The organism is Agrococcus versicolor (assembly GCF_039531815.1).
Taxonomy (GTDB): domain Bacteria; phylum Actinomycetota; class Actinomycetes; order Actinomycetales; family Microbacteriaceae; genus Agrococcus; species Agrococcus versicolor.
The window spans coordinates 328,830-348,659 of sequence record NZ_BAAAQT010000001.1 but is presented as its reverse complement, the minus strand read 5'-3'; the positions used below and the strand labels follow the sequence as shown (position 1 = coordinate 348,659).

General features: G+C 73.4%; 21 protein-coding genes. 15 read left to right on the top strand and 6 right to left on the bottom strand.

The window, feature by feature from the left end; all coding sequences use genetic code 11:
• Positions 1 to 84 precede the first annotated feature (84 nt).
• The 3 genes from ABD249_RS01675 to ABD249_RS01665 are packed head-to-tail and all read left to right on the top strand — an operon-like array spanning position 85 to position 2,869.
• Positions 85 to 2,097: an APC family permease gene (locus ABD249_RS01675; RefSeq protein ID WP_344339642.1), complete on the top strand. Its 2,013-nt coding sequence runs from the start codon at positions 85 to 87 to the stop codon at positions 2,095 to 2,097.
• Positions 2,094 to 2,504: a CrcB family protein gene (locus ABD249_RS01670; RefSeq protein WP_344339640.1), complete on the top strand. Its 411-nt coding sequence runs from the start codon at positions 2,094 to 2,096 to the stop codon at positions 2,502 to 2,504. Before ABD249_RS01675 ends, ABD249_RS01670 begins: the two co-directional genes overlap by 4 nt.
• Entirely contained in the window at positions 2,501 to 2,869 is a 369-nt protein-coding gene (locus tag ABD249_RS01665) for a fluoride efflux transporter FluC (protein ID WP_344339639.1), read from the top strand. The genes ABD249_RS01670 and ABD249_RS01665 overlap by 4 nt, the downstream gene beginning before the upstream one ends.
• A gap of 32 nt (positions 2,870 to 2,901) precedes the next feature.
• Here the strand turns inward: ABD249_RS01665 and ABD249_RS01660 are convergent, their stop codons facing one another.
• Positions 2,902 to 4,026 (bottom strand): M20 family metallopeptidase, encoded by a 1,125-nt coding sequence (locus ABD249_RS01660; RefSeq protein ID WP_344339636.1) that lies wholly within the window; start codon positions 4,024 to 4,026, stop codon positions 2,902 to 2,904.
• Between the two features lie 142 nt (positions 4,027 to 4,168).
• Here ABD249_RS01660 and ABD249_RS01655 point away from each other — a divergent pair, with 142 nt between their 5' ends.
• Together ABD249_RS01655 and ABD249_RS01650 are read left to right on the top strand one after the other, a co-directional pair.
• Positions 4,169 to 4,360, top strand: coding sequence for a DUF3073 domain-containing protein (locus ABD249_RS01655; protein WP_344339635.1), 192 nt, complete (start codon positions 4,169 to 4,171; stop codon positions 4,358 to 4,360).
• Positions 4,361 to 4,409: 49 nt separating this feature from the next.
• Positions 4,410 to 5,870: an L-serine ammonia-lyase gene (locus tag ABD249_RS01650; protein WP_344339861.1), complete on the top strand. Its 1,461-nt coding sequence runs from the start codon at positions 4,410 to 4,412 to the stop codon at positions 5,868 to 5,870.
• Positions 5,871 to 5,963: 93 nt separating this feature from the next.
• Here ABD249_RS01650 and ABD249_RS01645 read toward each other — a convergent pair whose 3' ends face one another.
• Together ABD249_RS01645 and purM are read right to left on the bottom strand one after the other, a co-directional pair.
• Complete coding sequence (locus tag ABD249_RS01645; RefSeq protein WP_344339634.1) at positions 5,964 to 6,356, bottom strand: DUF4190 domain-containing protein; 393 nt, start codon at positions 6,354 to 6,356, stop codon at positions 5,964 to 5,966.
• A 184-nt stretch (positions 6,357 to 6,540) separates the two neighbouring features.
• Positions 6,541 to 7,569, bottom strand: a complete 1,029-nt coding sequence (purM, locus tag ABD249_RS01640; RefSeq protein ID WP_425546274.1) for a phosphoribosylformylglycinamidine cyclo-ligase — start codon at positions 7,567 to 7,569, stop codon at positions 6,541 to 6,543.
• Positions 7,570 to 7,717: 148 nt separating this feature from the next.
• Between purM and ABD249_RS01635 the strand changes: the two genes are divergently transcribed.
• From ABD249_RS01635 to ABD249_RS01590, 10 genes are all read left to right on the top strand, one after another.
• On the top strand, positions 7,718 to 8,347 hold the full coding sequence (locus ABD249_RS01635) for a hypothetical protein (protein WP_344339629.1): 630 nt from the start codon (positions 7,718 to 7,720) through the stop codon (positions 8,345 to 8,347).
• 73 nt (positions 8,348 to 8,420) lie between these two features.
• Entirely contained in the window at positions 8,421 to 9,470 is a 1,050-nt protein-coding gene (gene tdh / locus ABD249_RS01630; RefSeq protein WP_344339628.1) for an L-threonine 3-dehydrogenase, read from the top strand.
• On the top strand, positions 9,470 to 10,648 hold the full coding sequence (locus ABD249_RS01625; protein ID WP_344339627.1) for a glycine C-acetyltransferase: 1,179 nt from the start codon (positions 9,470 to 9,472) through the stop codon (positions 10,646 to 10,648). Before tdh ends, ABD249_RS01625 begins: the two co-directional genes overlap by 1 nt.
• Positions 10,645 to 11,559 carry an ATP-grasp fold amidoligase family protein gene (locus ABD249_RS01620; RefSeq protein WP_344339625.1) on the top strand — a complete coding sequence of 305 codons (915 nt, stop codon included), beginning with the start codon at positions 10,645 to 10,647 and terminating at the stop codon, positions 11,557 to 11,559. Before ABD249_RS01625 ends, ABD249_RS01620 begins: the two co-directional genes overlap by 4 nt.
• A 41-nt stretch (positions 11,560 to 11,600) precedes the next feature.
• A complete protein-coding gene (locus tag ABD249_RS01615; protein WP_344339624.1) occupies positions 11,601 to 11,984 on the top strand; it encodes a hypothetical protein in 384 nt (127 codons plus the stop codon).
• A gap of 137 nt (positions 11,985 to 12,121) precedes the next feature.
• Complete coding sequence (locus ABD249_RS01610) at positions 12,122 to 14,218, top strand: RecQ family ATP-dependent DNA helicase (RefSeq protein ID WP_344339623.1); 2,097 nt, start codon at positions 12,122 to 12,124, stop codon at positions 14,216 to 14,218.
• A 108-nt stretch (positions 14,219 to 14,326) separates the two neighbouring features.
• Positions 14,327 to 14,674, top strand: coding sequence for a sigma-70 family RNA polymerase sigma factor (locus ABD249_RS01605; protein ID WP_344339621.1), 348 nt, complete (start codon positions 14,327 to 14,329; stop codon positions 14,672 to 14,674).
• A 154-nt stretch (positions 14,675 to 14,828) separates the two neighbouring features.
• A complete protein-coding gene (gene purF, locus ABD249_RS01600) occupies positions 14,829 to 16,283 on the top strand; it encodes an amidophosphoribosyltransferase (protein WP_344339618.1) in 1,455 nt (484 codons plus the stop codon).
• A gap of 52 nt (positions 16,284 to 16,335) precedes the next feature.
• Positions 16,336 to 16,761: a DUF3054 domain-containing protein gene (locus ABD249_RS01595; protein ID WP_344339615.1), complete on the top strand. Its 426-nt coding sequence runs from the start codon at positions 16,336 to 16,338 to the stop codon at positions 16,759 to 16,761.
• 26 nt (positions 16,762 to 16,787) lie between these two features.
• A complete protein-coding gene (locus ABD249_RS01590) occupies positions 16,788 to 18,077 on the top strand; it encodes a M18 family aminopeptidase (RefSeq protein ID WP_344339613.1) in 1,290 nt (429 codons plus the stop codon).
• 16 nt (positions 18,078 to 18,093) lie between these two features.
• Here the strand turns inward: ABD249_RS01590 and ABD249_RS01585 are convergent, their stop codons facing one another.
• The 3 genes from ABD249_RS01585 to ABD249_RS01575 form a co-directional block, all read right to left on the bottom strand.
• Positions 18,094 to 18,486 (bottom strand): hypothetical protein, encoded by a 393-nt coding sequence (locus ABD249_RS01585; protein WP_344339612.1) that lies wholly within the window; start codon positions 18,484 to 18,486, stop codon positions 18,094 to 18,096.
• Entirely contained in the window at positions 18,483 to 19,106 is a 624-nt protein-coding gene (locus tag ABD249_RS01580) for a nucleotidyltransferase domain-containing protein (protein ID WP_344339611.1), read from the bottom strand. Before ABD249_RS01580 ends, ABD249_RS01585 begins: the two co-directional genes overlap by 4 nt.
• 176 nt (positions 19,107 to 19,282) lie before the next feature.
• Positions 19,283 to 19,720, bottom strand: coding sequence for a nitroreductase family deazaflavin-dependent oxidoreductase (locus tag ABD249_RS01575; RefSeq protein WP_344339609.1), 438 nt, complete (start codon positions 19,718 to 19,720; stop codon positions 19,283 to 19,285).
• Positions 19,721 to 19,830 lie beyond the last annotated feature (110 nt).

The window sequence follows — 19,830 nt, the reverse complement described above, 5'->3', positions numbered from 1 at the left end:
GAGGCCCGCCTGCGCGTCCCGCTGCGCGGCCATGTCGGACGGCGCGTGCGGCGCGGATGGGGTGCAGGAGTAGCATCGCGCCTCGTGACCTCGGACGAGCGCTCCGCCAAGCGCTGGATCATCGGCAAGCCGCTGCCGACCGAGCAGCTCGAGGGAGAGCTGCTGCCGAAGAAGGTCGCCCTGCCGATCTTCGCCTCGGACGCGCTGTCGTCCGTCGCCTACGGCCCGCAGGAGATGTTCCTCATCCTCACCATCGGCGGCCTCGCGATGCTCGCGAACGCGCCGTACGTCGCGATCGGCGTCATGCTGCTCATCGCGATCGTCGTCGCCGGCAACCTGCAGACCGTCAAGGCGTATCCGTCGGGCGGCGGCGACTACGAGGTCGCGCACCGCAACCTCGGCCCGCGCGCAGGGCTCGTCGTCGCGAGCGCCCTCCTCATCGACTACGTGCTGACCGTCGCGGTGTCGGTGTCGTCGGGCGTCGACAACATCATCTCGGCCTTCCCGCAGCTCGCGCCGCTGCGCGTCGAGATCGCCGTCGGGTGCATCGTGCTGCTCGCGGCCGTCAACCTGCGCGGCGTGCGCGAGTCGGGTCGGGCGTTCGCCATCCCGACGTACCTGTTCATCGCATCCGTCGTCGCGCTCATCGTCGCGGGCGTCGTGCAGACGATCGCGGGCGATGCGCCCGTCGCCTCGTCGGCGGCGTACTCGGTGCAGACGGATGCGCTGTCGCAGGCGGCGATCATGCTCCTGCTGCTGCGCGCGTTCGCCTCCGGGTGCTCGGCGCTCACGGGCATCGAGGCCATCTCGAACGGCGTGCCCGCCTTCCGCCGGCCGAAGGTGCGCAACGCGCGCGTCACGCTCGTGCTGCTCGGCGTCGTCTCGACGTCGCTCTTCGCGGGCATCACGTTCCTCGGCCTCGTGTCGCAGATCCACTACGCCGAGGACCCGTGCGACCTCGTCGGCTTCGCGGACTGCGAGACGACGCCGCAGCAGTCGGTCATCGGCCAGCTGGGCGCGGCGGTGTTCGGCGACGGCTCGCCGCTGTTCTTCGTGCTGCTGGCGGCGACGGCGCTCGTGCTCCTGCTCGCGGCCAACACGGCCTTCAACGGCTTCCCGCTGCTCGGCAGCGTGCTCGCCGACCACGGCTTCGCACCCAAGGCGCTGCGCACGCGCGGCGACCGCCTCGTCTACTCCAACGGCGTCGTCGTGCTCGCGCTCGGCGCCGTGCTGCTCGTCGTCGTGACGCAGGCGAACCTCAACGCCCTCATCCAGATGTACATCATCGGCGTCTTCGTGTCGTTCTCGTTCGGCCAGGCGGGCATGGTCGTGCACTGGCTGCGGCTGCGGCGCGACCCGCGGCACCGCAGGGAGTTCGACCCGCTCGCGTTCGGCATCAACGTCGTCGGCGCCATCTCGACCGCGACGGTCCTCGTCGTCGTCACCATCACGAAGTTCACGCACGGCGCGTACCTCGTCTTCCTCATCGGCCCCGTGCTGTGGGTGCTCATGTGGGCGATCCAGCGCTACTACGCCCGCGTGCGGCAGGAGATCGCGCCCGACGAGCACACGGTGTTCGGCGCGAAGGGCGACCACGCGATCGTGCTCGTCGGCGAGCTGACGAAGCCCGTGCTCAAGGCGCTCGACTACGCCATCGCCGCGAGGCACGAGTCGCTCGAGGCCGTGCACTCGGCCATCGACCCCGACGCGGCGAAGCGGCTGAAGCGGGCGTGGGTGCGGCAGGGCGTGCGCGTGCCGCTGCGCATCCTGCCGAGTCCCTATCGCGACGTGTCGCAGCCGGTGCTCGACCACCTCGAGTCGCGGCGCGCCGAGCACGGCCCGGAGGTCGTCACGGTCTACATGCCGAAGTACGTCATGGGGCACTGGTGGGAGCGCATCCTCCACGACCACAAGTCGCGACGCGTCCGGCAGCGTCTCGCGTTGACGCACGGCGTGACGATCGCGCTCGTGCCGTGGCGCCTGCAGTCGGCGAGGCTGCTCGAGGAGCGCGAGGGCAGGCCGCTGCCCGGCGATGCGCGCCGCGGCACGGCCCGGCGACCCGTGCGCCAGCATCACGGGCGACAGTCGCGACGATGACCGGGCGCAGGGCGGGGGCGACGACGCCGTGGATGCGGCTCGCGCCGTGGATCGCGGTGCTCGTGGGCGGCACGATCGGCACGGGCGCGCGCACCGCGATCGACCTCGCGCTGCTCGACGCGCATCCGTGGCAGACGCTCGGCATCAACGTCGTCGGCGCGCTCGCGCTCGGGCTGCTCGTCGCCCGCGCGTGGCCCGTCGCGCCCGCCTGGCTGCAGGCGGGGCTCGGCACGGGGCTCCTGGGCGGCTTCACGACGTTCAGCGCGCTCGCGCTCGCCGTCGCGCAGCAGCCCTCCGCGATGACGCTCGCGTACCTCGCGGCGTCGATCGTGCTCGGCGTCGCGGCGGCGTGGGCGGGGCTGCGGCTCGGCTCGCGCGACGCGCCGCGGCAGGGGGCGGACGCGTGATCGCCGGCCTCGGGCTCGTGCTCGTCGCGGTCGCGGGCGGCCTCGGCGCCGTCGTGCGGCTCGCGCTCACGCGGCTGGGGCACCCGGAGCGCCTGCCATGGCCCATCCTCGTGGCGAACCTCGCCGGGGCGTTCGTCGCCGGGCTCGCGACGCGCGCGCTCGCGGGCGACCCCCTGCTGCTGCTCGTCGTCGTCACGGGCTTCTGCGGCGGCCTCACGACCTTCTCGACCTGGATGGTCGACACCGTGCGGCTGGCCGACCGCCGGCGCGTGCGCGCGGCCGTCGCGAACGTCGCGGTCACGGTCGTCGGCGGCGTCGGACTCGCCGCCGCGGGCCTGGCGGTCGGGACGCTGCTCGCCGGCTGACGACGCCGCCCGCCGCGAGGGTGCTCCTCGCGTCAGCCCAGCAGTCGCCGCAGGAGGCCTGCGACGAGGGCCGTGCGCTGCGGCAGCGCGGCGCGCACCGCATGCTCGTGCTCGGCGTGCGCGCCGCCGCCCCACGGACCGAGGCCGTCGAGCGTCGGGATGCCGGCGCCCGCGGTGAAGTTGCCGTCCGAGCCACCGCCGACCGCCGCCTCCTGCAGCGGCGGGAAGCCGAGCTCGGCCGCGACCGCCGCCGTCGTCGTGTAGAGGTCGACCGCCATGGCACGCTCGAGCGGCGGGCGGTTGATGCCGCCGTGCACCACGAGCCGGGCACCCTCGAGCGGGCTCTCGAGCGCGCGGATGGCGTCGTCGACGCGCACCTGCTCCGCCTCGGTCCACGCGCGGACGTCGATCGACACCCACGCCGACGCCGGCACCGTGTTCGTCGTCGTGCCCGCCTGCAGCACCGTGGGCGTGACGCTCGTGCCCGCCGCGGCGTCGCCGAGCGACGTCGTGGCGAGGATGGCGTGCGCGAGCGCGACGGCCGCGTTCACGCCCTGCTCGGGCTCGACGCCCGCGTGCGCCGCACGACCGACGACCTCGAGCCTGTAGATCGAGACGCCCTTGCGCGCCGTCTTGACCTCGCCGCCGTGCGCCGCCGCCTCGAACACGAGCGCGGCCTTCGCCGTCGACGCCTCGATGATGGCGCGCGACGTCGGCGAGCCGAGCTCCTCGTCGGCCGTGATGAGCAGGTCGACGCCGTCGAGCGCCGCGTCGCCGCCCTGCTCGCGCAGGATGGCGAGCGCGTGCACCGCGACCGCGATGCCCGCCTTCATGTCGACGGTGCCGGGACCGCGCAGCGTCTCGCCGTCGTCGACGACCGGGAAGCGCGCGAGCGTGCCCGCGGGCCACACCGTGTCGTGGTGGCACAGCAGCAGCACGCGGGGCTCGCCCCACGTCGCGCGGACGTGCACGTGGCCGTCGATCTCCTGCGTCGCGACGTCGGCGCCCAGCCGCTCGCGCAGCAGCGCCGCGACGGCCTCGGCGCTCGCCCGGGAGGCCTCGGGATCGGGCGAGGGGGACTCGACGGACACGAGCCGCACCGTGTCGGCGACCAGGCTCTCGGCACGGTCGCGAGCCAGTTCGACGAGCTCGCGCATGCGGCCTCCGGGGGCGGTGTGGGGGTGGCGGCGCACAGGGTCGAGAGGCGCTGCCGTGCTACTATGCCAGACGGCTTGCAAGCGCGTTGCGACGCGCGATCCCGCCTGGGGTGATGCCGGGCGTTCTCGTTGGGGGTGCAGCATGGGTCGTGGTCGTCAGAAGGCGAAGCACACGAAGATCGCGCGTGAGTTGAAGGCGTACAGTCCGAACGTCAACTACTCCGCGCTCGAGCGTGAGATCGGCACGCCGCACGAGAGCGACGAGTACGTCGACAAGTGGGCGGACTACGTCACCGACGACCAGGACGACGAGTACGAGGGCCGCAGCGCCTGACGTGACCGACGTCTCGAGCACGCGGCGCGACGTGGCGCACGCGGATGACCTGCGATCGCCGAGCCCCGCGCTCGGCTCGCACGTCACCGCGTCGGCACCCGTCTTCGTCTCCCTCTCGGTCCTCGACCTCTTCAAGGTCGGCATCGGCCCGTCCTCGTCGCACACCGTCGGCCCCATGCGGGCCGCATGGGACTTCGTGCGCCTGCTCGACGTCGCCGGGGCGCGCGAGGAGACGGCGCGGCTGCGCATCGACCTCTTCGGGTCGCTCGGCGCGACCGGGTCCGGCCACGGCACCGACACGGCCGTGATGCTCGGGCTGTCCGGCCACGCGCCCGACACCGTCACGACCGACGAGATCGCCGACACGCTCGCCGCGATCCGCGAGCGGCGCGAGCTCGTGCTCGGCGGCCTGCACGCCGTGCCGTTCGACGAGACGACCGCCGTGGTCTTCCGTCCGCTCACGCTGCGGCCCGAGCATCCCAACGCCCTGCGCATCACCGCCTACGACGCCGCGGGCGAGACGCTGCAGAGCCACGGCTACTACTCGATCGGCGGCGGCTTCGTCATGCGGCACGACGAGGGCGACGTGCTCGCCCCCGTGCCCGAGCCGGATGCCGCGGCCGGCGCGCTGCCCATGCCGTTCTCGACCGGCGACCAGCTGCTCGCCCACTGCCGCGACGCCGGGCTGTCGATCGCCGAGGTCATGCTCGCGAACGAGACGGCATGGCGCTCGGAGGCCGAGACGATCGGTGCGCTCGAGCACATCTGGCAGGTCATGCAGGAGTGCGTCGACGCCGGCATCGCCACCGACGGCGTGCTGCCGGGCGGGCTCGACGTCAAGCGCCGCGCGAAGGGCTGGCACGACAAGCTGCTCACGCGCTCCGCCGACCCCGAGGGTCGACCCGACCTGCTCGAGGGCATGGAGTGGGTCAACCTCTTCGCCCTCGCCGTCAACGAGGAGAACGCGGCGGGCAACCGCGTCGTCACCGCACCGACGAACGGCGCGGCAGGCATCATCCCCGCCGTCATGCACTACGCCGACCGATTCGTCGACGTGCCCGAGCGCCGCCTGCCCTGGCCCGTCGAGTTCCTGCTCGTCGCCGGCGCCATCGGCATCATCATCAAGGCGAACGCATCGATCTCGGGGGCCGAGGTCGGGTGCCAGGGCGAGGTCGGCTCGGCGTGCGCCATGGCCGCAGCGGGCTTCGGCAGCATCATCGGCGCGACGCCCGAGCAGATCGAGAACGCCGCCGAGATCGGGATCGAGCACAACCTCGGCCTCACGTGCGATCCCATCAGGGGCCTCGTGCAGATCCCCTGCATCGAGCGCAACGCCATGGCGTCGGTCAAGGCCATCAACGCCGCCCGCATGGCCGCGCACGGCGACGGCACGCACTTCGTCAGCCTCGACACGGCCGTCGAGACCATGCGCCGCACCGGCGCCGACATGAGCGACAAGTACAAGGAGACCGCCATGGGCGGCCTCGCCGTCACGTTCGTCGACTGCTGACGCCGGTCGGCGCGACGTCGTCCGCCGCGTCGTCCGCCGGACGCACGAGGGCCCCGCGTCCGCGGGGCCCTCGTGCTGCGTGCGCTCCTGCGATCAGTAGGTCGATGCGCCCGCGGCGCCGAGCGCGAACAGCAGGAAGAGCCCCGGGACGATCACGAACCAGACGATCGGTCCCCAGATGAGCAGGTTGATCGCGCCGGTCACGATGCCCGTGATCGACATGCCCTTCGAGTTCTCCTTCATCAGGCCGACGATGCCGAGGACGATCGCGGCGATGCTGTTGAGGAAGAACGGCAGCAGGAAGCCCGACAGGCCGAGGATGAGGGCCCACAGGCCGAAGGTCTTCCTGTCGCTCTTGGGAGCGGGGGCCGCGTAGCCCGAGTACGACTGCTGGCCGACGGAGTACTGCGGCGTCGCGTAGCCCGACTGCTGCGGCGCCGAGTACTGCGGCTGCTGGGGCTCCTGGCCGGGAGGGGTGTACGTCATGGGTCGCCTTCGTTCGATGCGGGCGGATCGGCCCGAGCGCCGTCGATCCTACGCGCGGCGGGTGGACGTGCGCTCGACGGCAGCGGGGCGTGCGCTTCGCAGGCGATCCCGCGCTCGCGAGGGGGATGCTCCCTTCCCGACCCCGGATCGCCTGCGATGCGCGCCCGGGGCGGGTGCACGGGACTCAGGCGTGCGCACCCGTCAGGCGCACGGCGCCGCCGTCGACGCCCTTGGCGCCCTGCACCCAGCCGTCGGCCTCGGGCGTCGCGCCGGCCGCGCGCACCTCGCCGGCCACCCAGGCGGGGATGCCCGCGGCCTCCGAGTCGGCGACGACGGCGGCGGCCTCGGCCGCGTCGACGATCGCGACCATGCCGAGGCCGAGGTTCCACGTGCCCTCGGTCGCGACGAGGTCGTGGCCGCCGATCGCGGCGAGCGCGCGGAACACCTCGGGCACGGCCCAGCCGCGCTGCAGCTCGACCGCGAGGCCGGCGGGGAGGACGCGGGCGAGGTTCGCGGCGATGCCGCCGCCGGTGATGTGGCTGATCGCGTGGATCGCGCGGCCGTCGGCGAGCATGCGCACGAGCGGCGCCGTGTAGAGGCGCGTGGGCTCGAGCAGCACCTCGGCGGCCACGCCGCCGAGCTCGTCGACGCGGTCGGTGAGCGCGATGCCGCGATCGGCGAGGATGTGGCGCACGAGCGAGAAGCCGTTGGAGTGCAGGCCGCTCGAGGCCATCGCCACCACGACGTCGCCCGCGTGCACGCGATCCGGGCCGAGCAGGGCATCCGCCTCGACGATGCCGACGGCAGCGCCGGCGACGTCGTAGTCGTCGGGCCCGAGGAGGCCAGGGTGCTCGGCCGTCTCGCCGCCGACGAGGGCGGTGCCCGTCGCCTCGCACGCGGCCGCGATGCCGCGGACGATGTCGGCGATGCGCGCGGGCTCGATGCGGCCGCACGCGATGTAGTCGGTCATCGCGAGCGGCTTCGCGCCCACGACGACGATGTCGTCGACCACCATGCCCACGAGGTCCTGGCCGATGGTGTCGTGCTTGTCGATCGCCTGCGCGAGCGCGACCTTCGTGCCCACGCCATCCGTCGACGACGCGAGCAGCGGCCGGCGGTACTCCCCCGCGGCCGAGAGGTCGAACAGCCCGGCGAAGCCGCCGACGCCGCCGACGACGCCCGGGCCGTGCGTGCGGGCCACGGCCGCCTTCATGAGCTCGACCGCGCGGTCGCCCGCTGCGGTGTCGACGCCTGCTGCCGCGTAGAGATCCGTCACGGCACCAGGGTACCGGCGGGGCGCGGGCGCCCACGCGGCGCGGCGCGCACCTTCCGCCGCGACCGCTCGCGTGAGAGCGTCGAGCATGGCCGCGAACCCGTCCGAGACCGCATCGACGGGCGAGCCCGCCTGGATGGCACGCCTGCCGGAGGCCGCGCGGGAGCGCGTGCGCCTCGGCAGCAGCCGACTCGATCCGCGCCGCATCGGTGCGCTCGTCGGCATCGCGGGCGGCCTCGTGTTCGTGCTGTCGAACCTCGCGTGGGCGCCCGCCCCGCTCGGGATCGCGTTGCGCGTGCTCGCCGTCGCGCTCGCGGCGGCGACGCTCGCCGCGCTCTTCGCCCGGCCGCGCGCGCTCGGCGCACCCGCCCCGGTGGGCGTCGGCGCATGGTGGGTCTACCTCGCCTCGGTCGCCGGGATGCTGGGGCTCATCGCGCTCGCACGGCTCGCCCTCACCGCCTCCGGGCACGAGGCCGCCATCCCCATCGCGATCGCGGTCGCCGTGGGGCTGCACTTCCTGCCCTTCGCGCGCGCCTTCCGCGAGCGCCACTTCGTCGACCTCGCGATCGCGCTCGTGACGATCGGCGCCGTCGGCGTGGTGGCGGCGATCGTCGTCGGCGAGCCGGCGGGCGAGGCGGCCGCCGTCGTCGCGGGGATCGCGATGCTCGCGCTCATGCTCGCGTACGCCGTGCGCGGGCGCGCCCTCACCGCGCGCTGACGGACGACGCGACGGGCGCGTCACGCGCCCGAGGGGCATGCGAGGATCGAGGGGCCCCGTCGATGGAGACCCCATGCGTGCACTCGTCACCACGGGCGAGCCCGGACTGCGTCTGACCGACGTCCCCGAGCCCGCCACCCCGCCAGGCCACGTGGCCGTGCGCGTCCTGCGCGCCGGCATCTGCGGCACCGACCTGCACATCGATGCGTGGGATGCGTGGGCCCAGGCGTCCGTGCAGCCCGGCCTCGTCGTCGGGCACGAGCTCGCCGGCGAGATCGTCGAGGTGGGCGAGGGCGTCGCCGACCTGCGGGTCGGCCAGATCGTCTCGGCCGAGGGCCACGTCGTGTGCGGCACGTGCCGCAACTGCCGCGCCGGCCGCAGGCACCTGTGCATCCGCACCTCGAACCTCGGCGTGCAGCGCGACGGCGCCTTCGCCGAGCGCGTCGTCGTGCCCGCGACGAACGTCTGGGTGCACCCCGATCGCACGCTCGACGAGGTGAGCGAGGCCGAGCTCGACGTCTTCGGCATCTTCGACCCGTTCGGCAACGCCGTGCACACGGCCCTGAAGTTCCCGCTCGTCGGCGAGGACGTGCTCGTGACGGGCGCCGGCCCCATCGGCCTCATGGCCGCGGCGGTCGCCCGCCACGTCGGCGCGCGCCACATCCTCGTCACCGACGTCGCGCCCGCGCGGCTCGAGCTCGCCCGCTCGATGGGCTTCGAGGCCATCGACGTGCGCACCGAGCGCATCGAGGACGCGCAGCGACGGTTCGGCATGCGCGAGGGGTTCGACGTCGCCCTCGAGATGTCGGGGGCGCCGAGCGCGCTGCCCGCGATCATCGACAACCTGAACTTCGGCGGCAGCATCGCGATGCTCGGGCTGCCGTCGCAGTCGATCGACATCGACTGGGCGAAGGTCGTGAGCCACATGCTCACGATCCAGGGCATCTACGGACGCGAGATGTACGAGACCTGGTACGCCATGTCGTCGCTCGCCGAGACCGGCCTCGACGTGTCGCCGGTCATCACCCACCGCTTCGCGTTCGACGACTGGCGCGACGCGTTCGAGACGGCCAGGTCGGGCACGGCGGGCAAGGTCGTGCTCGACATGACGAAGGAGGCGTGATGTACGCGATCAAGGATGCGCTCGCGGGCGAGCTGCGCGAGATCGACGAGGCGGGGCTCACGAAGCGCGAGCGCGCCATCGCCGGACCGCAGGGCGCGATGGTCACGGTGCGCGGTGCGAGGGTGCTCAACCTGTGCTCGAACAACTACCTCGGCCTCGCCGACCACCCCGCGATCGTCGAGGCCGCGAAGTCGGCCCTCGACGAGTGGGGCTTCGGCATGGCGTCGGTGCGCTTCATCTGCGGCACGCAGGAGCAGCACCTCGAGCTCGAGCGCCGGCTGTCGGCCTTCCTCGGGCAGGAGGACACCATCCTCTACTCGTCGTGCTTCGACGCGAACGGCGGCCTGTTCGAGACGCTGCTGAGCGCCGAGGACGCCGTCATCTCCGACGCGCTCAACCACGCGTCGATCATCGACGGCGTACGGCTGTCGAAGGCCGCGCGGTACCGGTACGCCAATCGCGACATGGCCGAGCTCGAGGCGCGGCTGCAGGAGGCCTCCGGCGCTCGGCGACGTCTGATCGTCACCGACGGCGTGTTCTCGATGGACGGCTACCTCGCGCCCCTCGCGGCGATCTGCGACCTCGCCGACCGCTACGACGCCATGGTGATGGTCGACGACAGCCACGCCGTCGGCTTCACGGGCGCCACCGGCGCGGGCACCCCCGAGCACGCCGGCGTCTCCGACCGCGTCGACATCATCACGGGCACCCTCGGCAAGGCGCTCGGCGGCGCATCCGGTGGCTACGTCGCGGCCCGCTCCGAGATCGTGGCGCTGCTGCGCCAGCGCTCGCGTCCGTACCTGTTCTCCAACGCGCTCGCTCCGTCGGTCGTCGCCGGCTCGATCGCCGCGCTCGACCTCGTCGAGGGCGCCGCCGAGCTGCGCGAGCGACTCCAGCGCTCGACCGTGCGGTTCAAGGCCGGGATGGAGGAGGCGGGCTTCGCGCTGCTGCCCGGCACGCATCCGATCACCGCCGTCATGTTCCACGACGCGCGCCTCGCCTCCGACATGGCCGACGCCATGCTCGAGGAGGGCGTCTACGTCACGGCGTTCTCGTTCCCCGTCGTGCCCCGTGGCGAGGCGCGCATCCGCGTGCAGCTCTCGGCGGCGCACTCCGACGAGGACGTCGACCGCGCGGTCGCGGCGTTCGTCGCGGCGCGGGCGCGCGTGCAGGGGTGACGGCCGACGACGCTCGCCCGCTGCCGCGCGGACGGTGGCGCGGGCGCTCCCGACTCGTGCGGCTCGCGCGGCTCTGGCGCACCCGACGACCCCGGCGGTTCACCGAGAAGGTGCGCTACAAGATGCTGCGCGACCACCGCGAGCTGCTCGTGACGTTCGCCGACAAGGCCGCCGTGCGCGGCCACGTCGTGCTGCACGACCTCGGGCACCTCCTGCCGCAGGCGTACGGCGTGCTCGACGACGCCGACGGGCTGCTGACGCTCGACCTGCCGGAGTCGTACGTCGTGAAGCCGACGCACGGCAGCGGCGCCGCGATCGTCGTGTCGCCCGAGGCGCCCGAGGGCGCCGTGCTGCCGCGCGCCGAGTGGGGCTGGGTCTACGCGCACGTGCGCCCCGAGGCCGTCGACCGCACCCACCTGCGCGACATCGCGGCGCGCTGGAGCGAGCAGCTCTACGGCCGCGGCCCCAACGAGGAGTGGGCCTACAGCCGCATCCGCCCGCGCATCATCGTCGAGGAGCGGCTCGCGGGCGCCGACGGCGGCATCCCCGACGACTGCAAGCTCTTCGTCTTCCACGGTCGCGTCCGGTACGTGCAGGTCGACTCGGGCCGCTTCGGCACCCGCACGCAGGACTTCCTCGACCCCGACTGGCAGCACCTGCCGCTCAGCGGCGGACCGCCGTGGGCCGACCCGCCGCATCCGCGGCCCGACCGGCTCGCGGAGATGATCGCGATCGCCGAGCGCCTCGGCGCCGACACCGACTTCGTGCGCGTCGACCTCTACCTCCTGCCCGACCGCATCGTCTTCGGCGAGCTCACGAGCTATCCCGCCGGCGGCCACAGCCCCTTCGAGCCCGAGTCGTTCGACCTCGAGTTCGGCAGCCACTGGCGGGTGCCGCGGCGATACCGCTGAGCTGCCCCGTCCGTGCTGCGACGGGGGCGTAGCGTGACGGCATGCTGCCGAACCGCTCGCCCGAGGTGGACGCGTTCATGGACGCGCTCGAGCACCCGATGGCGGCGCACGTGCAGCGCATCCGCCTCGCGATCCTCGAGCGCGAGCCGCGGCTGACGGAGCGCATCAAGTGGAAGGCGCCGAGCATCGCCGCCGACGACGTCGACCGCGTCACCTTCCACCTGCGGCCCACCGACCGCGTCTCGCTCATCCTGCATCGCGGCGTGCGCACGGTCGATGACGCCGTGCCCTTCGCGTTCGTCGACGACGCCGGCCTCGTGTCGTGGATCACGAGCGAGCGCGGCCAGGTGACGCTGGCGCCGGCCGAGGTCGACGACCGGCTCGACGACCTGCTGCGCCTCGTGCACGCCTGGGTGCGGGTCTGAGGCGAGCACGGACTCGCGGTGGCCTCGCCGGGTGCGCCTGCTGCAGCGAGGGGCCGCAGGAACCGCACCTGGACGCACGAGGCGCACCTCGGGCGGCAGGGGTCGGGGGCGTGGGCGGTTGCACCTAGCGTGGACGCGTGGTCGACGAGCGAGTGGCGGAGCAGCAGCAGGCGGTCGCGCACCGCGTCATCGAGGCCCTCGCCGGGCCGGGGGCGACGCTCCGCGACGACCAGCAGACGGCGATCGACGCGCTCACGGCGGGCGATGGCGCACGCGTCCTCGTCGTGCAGCGCACGGGATGGGGCAAGTCCGCCGTCTACTGGGTCGCGACGGCGATCCGACGCGCGCAGGGCGCGGGCCCGACGCTCGTCGTGAGCCCCCTGCTGTCGCTCATGCGCGACCAGGTCGCCGCCGCCCAGCGCGGCGGGCTCGTCGCGGCCGCCATCAACTCGTCGAACGTGGGCGAGTGGCGCGAGATCGAGCGCGCGCTCGCCGACGACGAGGTCGACGTCGTGCTCGTCTCGCCCGAGCGGCTCGCCAACCCCGGCTTCGGCGCGCGCGTGCTCGACGCCATCGGGCACCGGCTCGGCCTGCTCGTCATCGACGAGGCGCACGCCGTGTCCGACTGGGGCCACGACTTCCGCCCCGACTACCGCCGCGTCTCCGACGTGCTGCAGCGCCTCGCCCCCGCGACGCCCGTGCTCGCGACGACGGCCACGGCCAACGAGCGCGTCACGGCCGACGTCGCGGCGCAGCTGGGCACGACCGGCACGGGCGAGACGCTCGTGCTGCGCGGGCCGCTGTCGCGCGCGTCGCTCGCGCTCAACGTCCTCCCGGCCCTCACGCCCATCGAGCGCTACGCGTGGGTCGTCGACCACCTGCCGACGCTGCCGGGATCCGGCATCGTCTACGCGCTGACGGTGGCCGACGCCGAGCGCCTCGCCACGGCCGTGCGCGCCGTGCACGGCGACGACATCCGCGTCGAGGCGTACACGGGGCAGCTCGACCCGTCCGCGCGCGAGCGCCTCGAGGACGACCTGCTGCAGAACCGGGTCAAGGCGCTCGTCGCCACGAGCGCGCTCGGCATGGGCTACGACAAGCCCGACCTCGGCTTCGTCGTGCACGTGGGCGCGCCGCCCTCCCCCGTCTCCTACTACCAGCAGGTCGGCCGTGCCGGCCGAGGCATCGAGCACGCCGAGGTCGTGCTGCTGCACTCGGAGTCCGACGCCGGCGTGTGGGACTACTTCGCGACCGCCACGATCCCCGACGAGCGCCAGATGCAGACCCTGCTCGGCGAGCTGTCGGCCGATCCCGCGTCGGTCGTCGACCTCGAGGCGCGCACGGGCCTGCGCCGCACGCGCGTCGAGCTCATGCTCAAGCAGCTCGCGGTCGACGGCGTCGTCGAGCGCTCGGCCGACGGCTGGGCGTCGCCCGGCACACCGTGGGTCTACGACCGCGCCCACTACGACGGCGTCGTCGCCGTGCGCCGTCGCGAGGCCGACATCATGCGCGACTACGCCCGAGGCCGACGCTGCCTCATGCAGCTGCTGCAGGAGTCGCTCGACGACCCGACGGCCGCACCGTGCGGGCGCTGCTCGGTCTGCGTCGGCCGGCTGTCGGCCGGGCTCGAGGCCGCCGCGCGCCCCGAGACGGTGCGCACCGTCAGCACGGCGCTGCGCGGCAGGGCGCACGAGCTCGAGCCGCGCAAGATGTGGCCCGGCGGCTCGCTCGGTCGCGGTCGCATCCCCGACTCCCGGCGCGCGGCCACCGGTCGCGTCGTCGTGCACGCCGACGCTCCCGAGTGGGCCGACGCGCTGCGCGCCGCCATCGCAGGCGACGCCGCCGCGCTCGACGAGCTCGGCGACGCCGCGGTCGCGGCGCTCGGCGCCTGGCGATCCTCGTGGCCCGCGCGGCCGGAGGTCGTGGTCTCGCTGCGCGCCGCCGCCGACGCCGGCGACCTCGCGGCGCGCGTCGCCGAGCGCGTCGGCGCGGCCGGCAGGCTCGAGGTCGCGGCGGCCACCGTCGCATCGCATCCGAGCCGCGACCTCACCTCGGCCGACGAGGCGGCGGCCTGGAGCACCGCCATCACGACGCCGGCAGACGTCGCAGGGCGCGCCGTGCTGCTCGTCGTCGACGCCTCCGCCTCGCAGTGGCCCGTCACGATCGCGGCGGCGCAGCTGCGCGACGCCGGAGCGACGCACGTGCTGCCCCTGCTCGTGCACCGCCGCGTCTGAGCCGGCCCCCGCACGCTGCACACGCGTGCCGGTCCGTCAAGTTGCAGCAGAATCGTTGCTTGTCCTGCATGATTGCACTCGACGGCCACTGCGGCGAAGGAGGCGAGAATGGATGCGACTGCGCTCATGCAGCTCGAGACCCGCGTCGCAGGCGGCGATCGCGAGGCCTTCGCCGACCTCTACGACATCGTCGCCCCGCTCGTCTACGGCGATCTCCTCCCCGCATGCGGCGCCGAGCGTGCCAGCACGCTGACGGCCGCCCTGCTCGTCGACGCCTGGGAGCTCGCCCCGCGACTGCGCAGCGGCCGCCGGTCGATCTGCGCCTGGGTGCTCGCCGAGACGCGGCGCATCGTCGCGGCGACCGCCGGGCCCTCGACGACGCGCATCGACGGGCAGGCGGCGACGGGTGCCCCGGGCGCCCCCGCCGCGACGACCCCCGAGCCGACCGCCGCCTGAGCCGGACGCGCTGCGCGGCGTCCGCGCCGCGATCGGCGGCCTCCACGACGACACCGTCGACGGCCGTCGTCGACGCCCGAGCGGCGGCCGAGGGATGCCGCGAGCGGTAGGCTCGATGCGCCCCTCCCCCTGTGAACGTCAGGAGCCACCCTCCGTGTGCGGCATCGTCGGTCTGGTCTCGACCAGCCCCGTCAACCAGCAGGTCTACGACGCGCTGGCGCTGCTCCAGCACCGTGGCCAGGACTCCTGCGGCATCGCGACCATCGAGGGTCGCCACGCCCACATCCGCAAGGCGAAGGGCCAGGTGCGCGAGGCGTTCCGCACCCGCGACATGCGCTCGCTGCCCGGCAACGTCGGCCTCGGTCACGTTCGCTACGCGACGCGAGGCGAGGCGTCGAACGAGCTCGAGGCGCAGCCGTTCTACGTCAACGCGCCGTACGGCATCGTGCTCGTGCACAACGGCAACCTCACGAACACCCGCGAGCTCGCCGCGCAGCTCGAGACGCTCGACATGCGCCACGTGAACACCGGCAGCGACACCGAGATGCTCGTGAACGTGCTCGGCTCCGAGCTGCAGCAGCTCGTCGGCGGCGCAGGCCTCGACGCCGACCAGCTCTTCACCGCCGTGCGCCGCGTGCACGAGCGCGTCGAGGGCTCGTACGCGGCGATCGCGCTCATCGCCGGGCACGGGCTGCTCGGCTTCCGCGACCCCTTCGGCATCCGCCCGCTCATCCTCGGTCGCCGTCCGGCCGGCGCGCGCATGGAGTGGGTGCTCGCCTCCGAGTCGCTCGTGCTCGAGGCGTCGGGGTACGAGGTCGTGCGCGACGTCGCCCCCGGCGAGGCCGTGTTCATCACGCTCGACGGCGAGCTCGTGTCGCAGCAGTGCCACCCGAACCCCGTGCTGCTGCCGTGCTCGTTCGAGTACGTGTACCTGGCGCGTCCCGACTCGACGATGAACGGCATCGGCGTGTACGACGCGCGCCTGCGCCTCGGCGACCGGCTCGCGACGACCATCGAGCAGTTCACGCCCAAGGGCGACATCGACGTCGTCATGCCCATCCCCGACTCGGCCCGCCCCGCGGCGATGCAGGTCGCGCGCAGGCTCGGCATCGAGTACCGCGAGGGCTACTACAAGAACCGCTACGTCGGCCGGACGTTCATCATGCCCGGACAGGAGCAGCGCAAGAAGTCGGTGCGGCAGAAGCTCAACGCGATGCCGAGCGAGTTCCGCGGCAAGAACGTGCTCGTCGTCGACGACTCGATCGTGCGCGGCACCACGAGCCGCGAGATCGTCGAGATGACGCGCCAGGCCGGCGCGAACAAGGTCACCTTCACGTCGGCGGCACCGCCCGTGCGCTACCCGCACGTGTACGGCATCAACATGCCCTCGCGCGCCGAGCTCATCGCCGCCGGCCGCTCGATCCCGCAGATCAACGACACCCTCGGCGCCGACTACACGGTGTACCAGGAGGTGGCGGACATGCAGTCGGCCATCCTCGAGGGCACCGACATCGGCGGGCTCGACATGTCGTGCTTCACGGGCGAGTACGTCACCGGCACCGTGACCGACGAGTACCTGTCGTGGGTCGAGCGCACGCAGCTGAGCTGACCGTGTCGCCTCGGCACGGATGCGCTCGCGCGGCGCTCGTAGGAGCGGTCGCGTGACCGACGCCCGCCCCTCCGCGCCGTCGACCAGGCGTCGCCTGGGCGCGCTCGCCGGCGACGTCGCCTGCATCCTGGTCTTCGCGACGGTCGGCCGTGCGAGCCACGACGGGATCTCGAGCGTCGGCGACGTGCTGTGGACGGCGCTGCCCTTCCTCGTCGCGCTCGGCGTCGGCTGGTTCGTGACGCTCGCCTGGCGGGCGCCGCTCGCCCCCGGGCGCGTCGGCGTGCCCCTCGCCGCCGTCACCGTGCTCGTCGGCATGCTCGGTCGCGCGCTGCTCGGCGAGGGCACCGCGCTGCCCTTCGTCGTCGTGGCGACGGTGACGGTGCTGCTGCTGCTCGTGGGCTGGCGCCTCGTCGCACGCCTCGTCGTCGGCCGCCGTCGCACGACGCTCGCCGGCGGCTCGAGCGGTCGACGCCGCTAGCCTCGAAGGACCCGCGCTCGAAGGAGATGCCCGTGCCCGCAGCCGCCGATCCGATCGCCCACGCCGAGGACCTCGCCGACCTCGTCGCCGCCTCCCCGTCGAGCCTGCACGCCGCCGCCGAGGTCGCGCGACGCCTCGAGGCCGCGGGCTTCGACCGGCTCGACGAGGCCGCGGCGTGGCCGACGGGCCCTGGCAGGCACCTCGTGGTGCGCGACGGCGCGGCGATCGCCTGGATCGTGCCCGCATCCGCCTCGGCGACGACGCCCGTGCGCGTCTTCGGCGCCCACACCGACTCCCCGGGGTTCGTGCTGAAGCCGCAGCCCACGACGGGTCGGCTCGGCTGGCTGCAGGCGGGCGTCGAGGTCTACGGCGGGCCGCTGCTCAACTCGTGGCTCGACCGCGAGCTGCGACTCGCCGGCCGTCTCGTGCTCGACGACGGCTCCGAGACGCTCGTCGCCTCCGACGCGCTGCTGCGCCTGCCGCAGCTCGCGATCCACCTCGACCGCACGGTGAACGACGGCCTGGCCCTCGACCGGCAGGCGCACACGCAGCCCGTGTGGGGCCTCGGCGACGCGGCGTCGGCCGACCTGGTCGGCGAGCTCGCGCAGATCGCAGGCGTCGACGTCGCGCGGGTGCGCGGCTACGACCTCGTGACGGCGGATGCGCAACGGGGCGCGGTCTTCGGCAAGGACGACGCGTTCCTCGCCGCCGGTCGGCTCGACGACCTCGCGAGCGTGCACGCGGGCGTCGTCGCGCTCGCGGCGGCCGCCGAGGGCTTCGACGCCGACCACATCCCCGTGCTCGCGGTGTTCGACCACGAGGAGATCGGCTCGACGACCCGCACGGGCGCCGCCGGCCCGTTCCTCGAGGACGTGCTCGAGCGCATCGGCTTCGCGCTCGACGCGACCCGCGAGGACCGGATGCGCGCGCTCGCAGCCTCGTGGTGCGTCTCGAGCGACGTCGGCCACTCGGTGCATCCGAACTTCCCCGAAAGGCACGACCCGGTGGTGCGACCCGTGCTCGGCTCCGGCCCGATCCTCAAGATCAACGCCAACCAGCGCTATGCGACCGATGGGGCGGGCGAGGCCGCCTGGCGCGGCTGGAGCGACGCGGCCGGCGTGCCCGTGCAGGAGTTCGTGTCGAACAACGCCGTGCCCTGCGGCTCGACGATCGGCCCCATCACGGCGACGCGGCTCGGCATCCGCACGCTCGACGTCGGCATCCCGATCCTGTCGATGCACTCGGCGCGCGAGCTGGCCGGCGTCGCCGACCTCGCGGGCCTGACGCGCGTCGCGGAGGCCTTCCTGCGCGGCTGACGCACGTCGGCGCGAGCTAGCGAGCCCGCTCCACGAGGGCGCGCGCCGCCCGCTCCGCGCGCCGGAGGCGATCGCCGCTGATGGGATCGTGCCCGTAGCCTGCGCGGGTCTTCATGGCCAGGAGCGTCTCCAGGTCCTTGGACGCGTCCCGGTCGACGGACGCCAGCAGCGCGATTGCATCCCGATGGTCCTGCCCCTGTGCGTGCGCCCCGATCGCCCGCGCGCAGATCGCGTCGGCCGCCGCGATCCCGGCGTGGACCAGCAGCGTGACGGCCGCGTCGGCGACACCGCTGCCGTCGTCGAGCTCGATCGCGTCCTCTGCGACCCGCAGGAACTGTCGCGCCTTCGCGAGCCTGCCCTCGCGAACGACCGCATCGGCCGGGACCGTCCGTCGCCTGACGGGGCTCACGACCGCTCGAGCTGCCGCATGGACCGCCCCCGGAGCCAACCGAGCCGCCCGACGATCGGCATCGCGTCGTCCAGGATCTCCGAGAAGACTCGCGCGGGCCCGACCTCGTCGGCCGCGTAGACGAGCGGGCGCACGTCATTGCCCGTCCACGCTGCCATCCGCGCCGCGAGCGCATGCACGTCGCGCTCGCCCGACTCGCGTTCGAGGTCGTCCGGGAGCACGAAGAGCACGTCGATGTCACTGTCGACTCGCATGTCGTCGCGGGCCGCAGAGCCGAAGATCGCGACGAGCACGGGCTCGAAGGGCCACGTCGCGATCGCTCCACGCATGCGCTCGACGAGCAGTCGCTTGGCCGACGCGATCTCCCGGATGGCGTCCGCGAGCAGATGCTCGTCGTTGAGCGCGAAGCCGCGGCTGCGACCGATGACGTCGTCGACCACGGTCCCCTGCTCGACGAACCTCGCGATGGACTTCTTCACACCTGCGAGCGACCCCTCGTCCGGCAGCGCGCGATGGATCTGGCTTGCCGAGAGATACCGATGGCTCTGCGCGAGGACATGCAGCACCTGCGCATCCAGCCCCGAAGGGCTGATGGCGGAGAAGGGTCGATCGAGTCGCATGCGACGCATCCCTTCCGTCTGTGCCTGTGCCTCGATCGTACCGTACTGGCTACGAAAGTAGCCGAATGGCTACGAAAGTAGCCGAATGGCTACGAAAGTAGCCACACAGCTGCAGGAGTGCCACCGGCGACGCGTGACGGCCGCTCGGTGGGGACCTCGTTCGCCTCCCCGCTCCGCTAGGCGGAACGCGTCAGCAGCAGGATCGGGATGACGCGGTCGGTCTTCACCGCGTAGTCGGCGTACGGCGGGAACGCCTCGACGGCTCGCGCCCACCACGTCTCGCGCTCGTCGCCCGCGAGCTCGCGGGCGTCGTAGTCATGGCGCTCGGCGCCGTCCTGCAGCTCGACGTGCGGGTGCTTCGTGACGTTCCAGTACCAGACGGGGTGCTTCGGGGCGCCGCCGAGCGACGCGACGACGAGGTACTCGCCCTCGTGCTCGACGCGCATGAGCGCCGTCTTGCGCAGCTTGCCGGACCTCGCGCCGACGCTCGTGAGCACGATGATCGGCATGCCGTTCATGTCGGCGCGCTGCTGACCGCCGCTCGCCTCGAACGTCTCGGCCTGCTCGCGCGCCCAGTCGGACGTGCTCGGTGCGTACTCGCCCTGCAGCGGCATGGGTGCTCCTTCGGGTCGTGGTCCATCGGGTGCAACGCGTGGTGCGGGTGGGGATTCCGTCGACCCTTCGAGACGGCTGCTCGCTGCGCTCGCGGCCTCCTCAGGGAGCG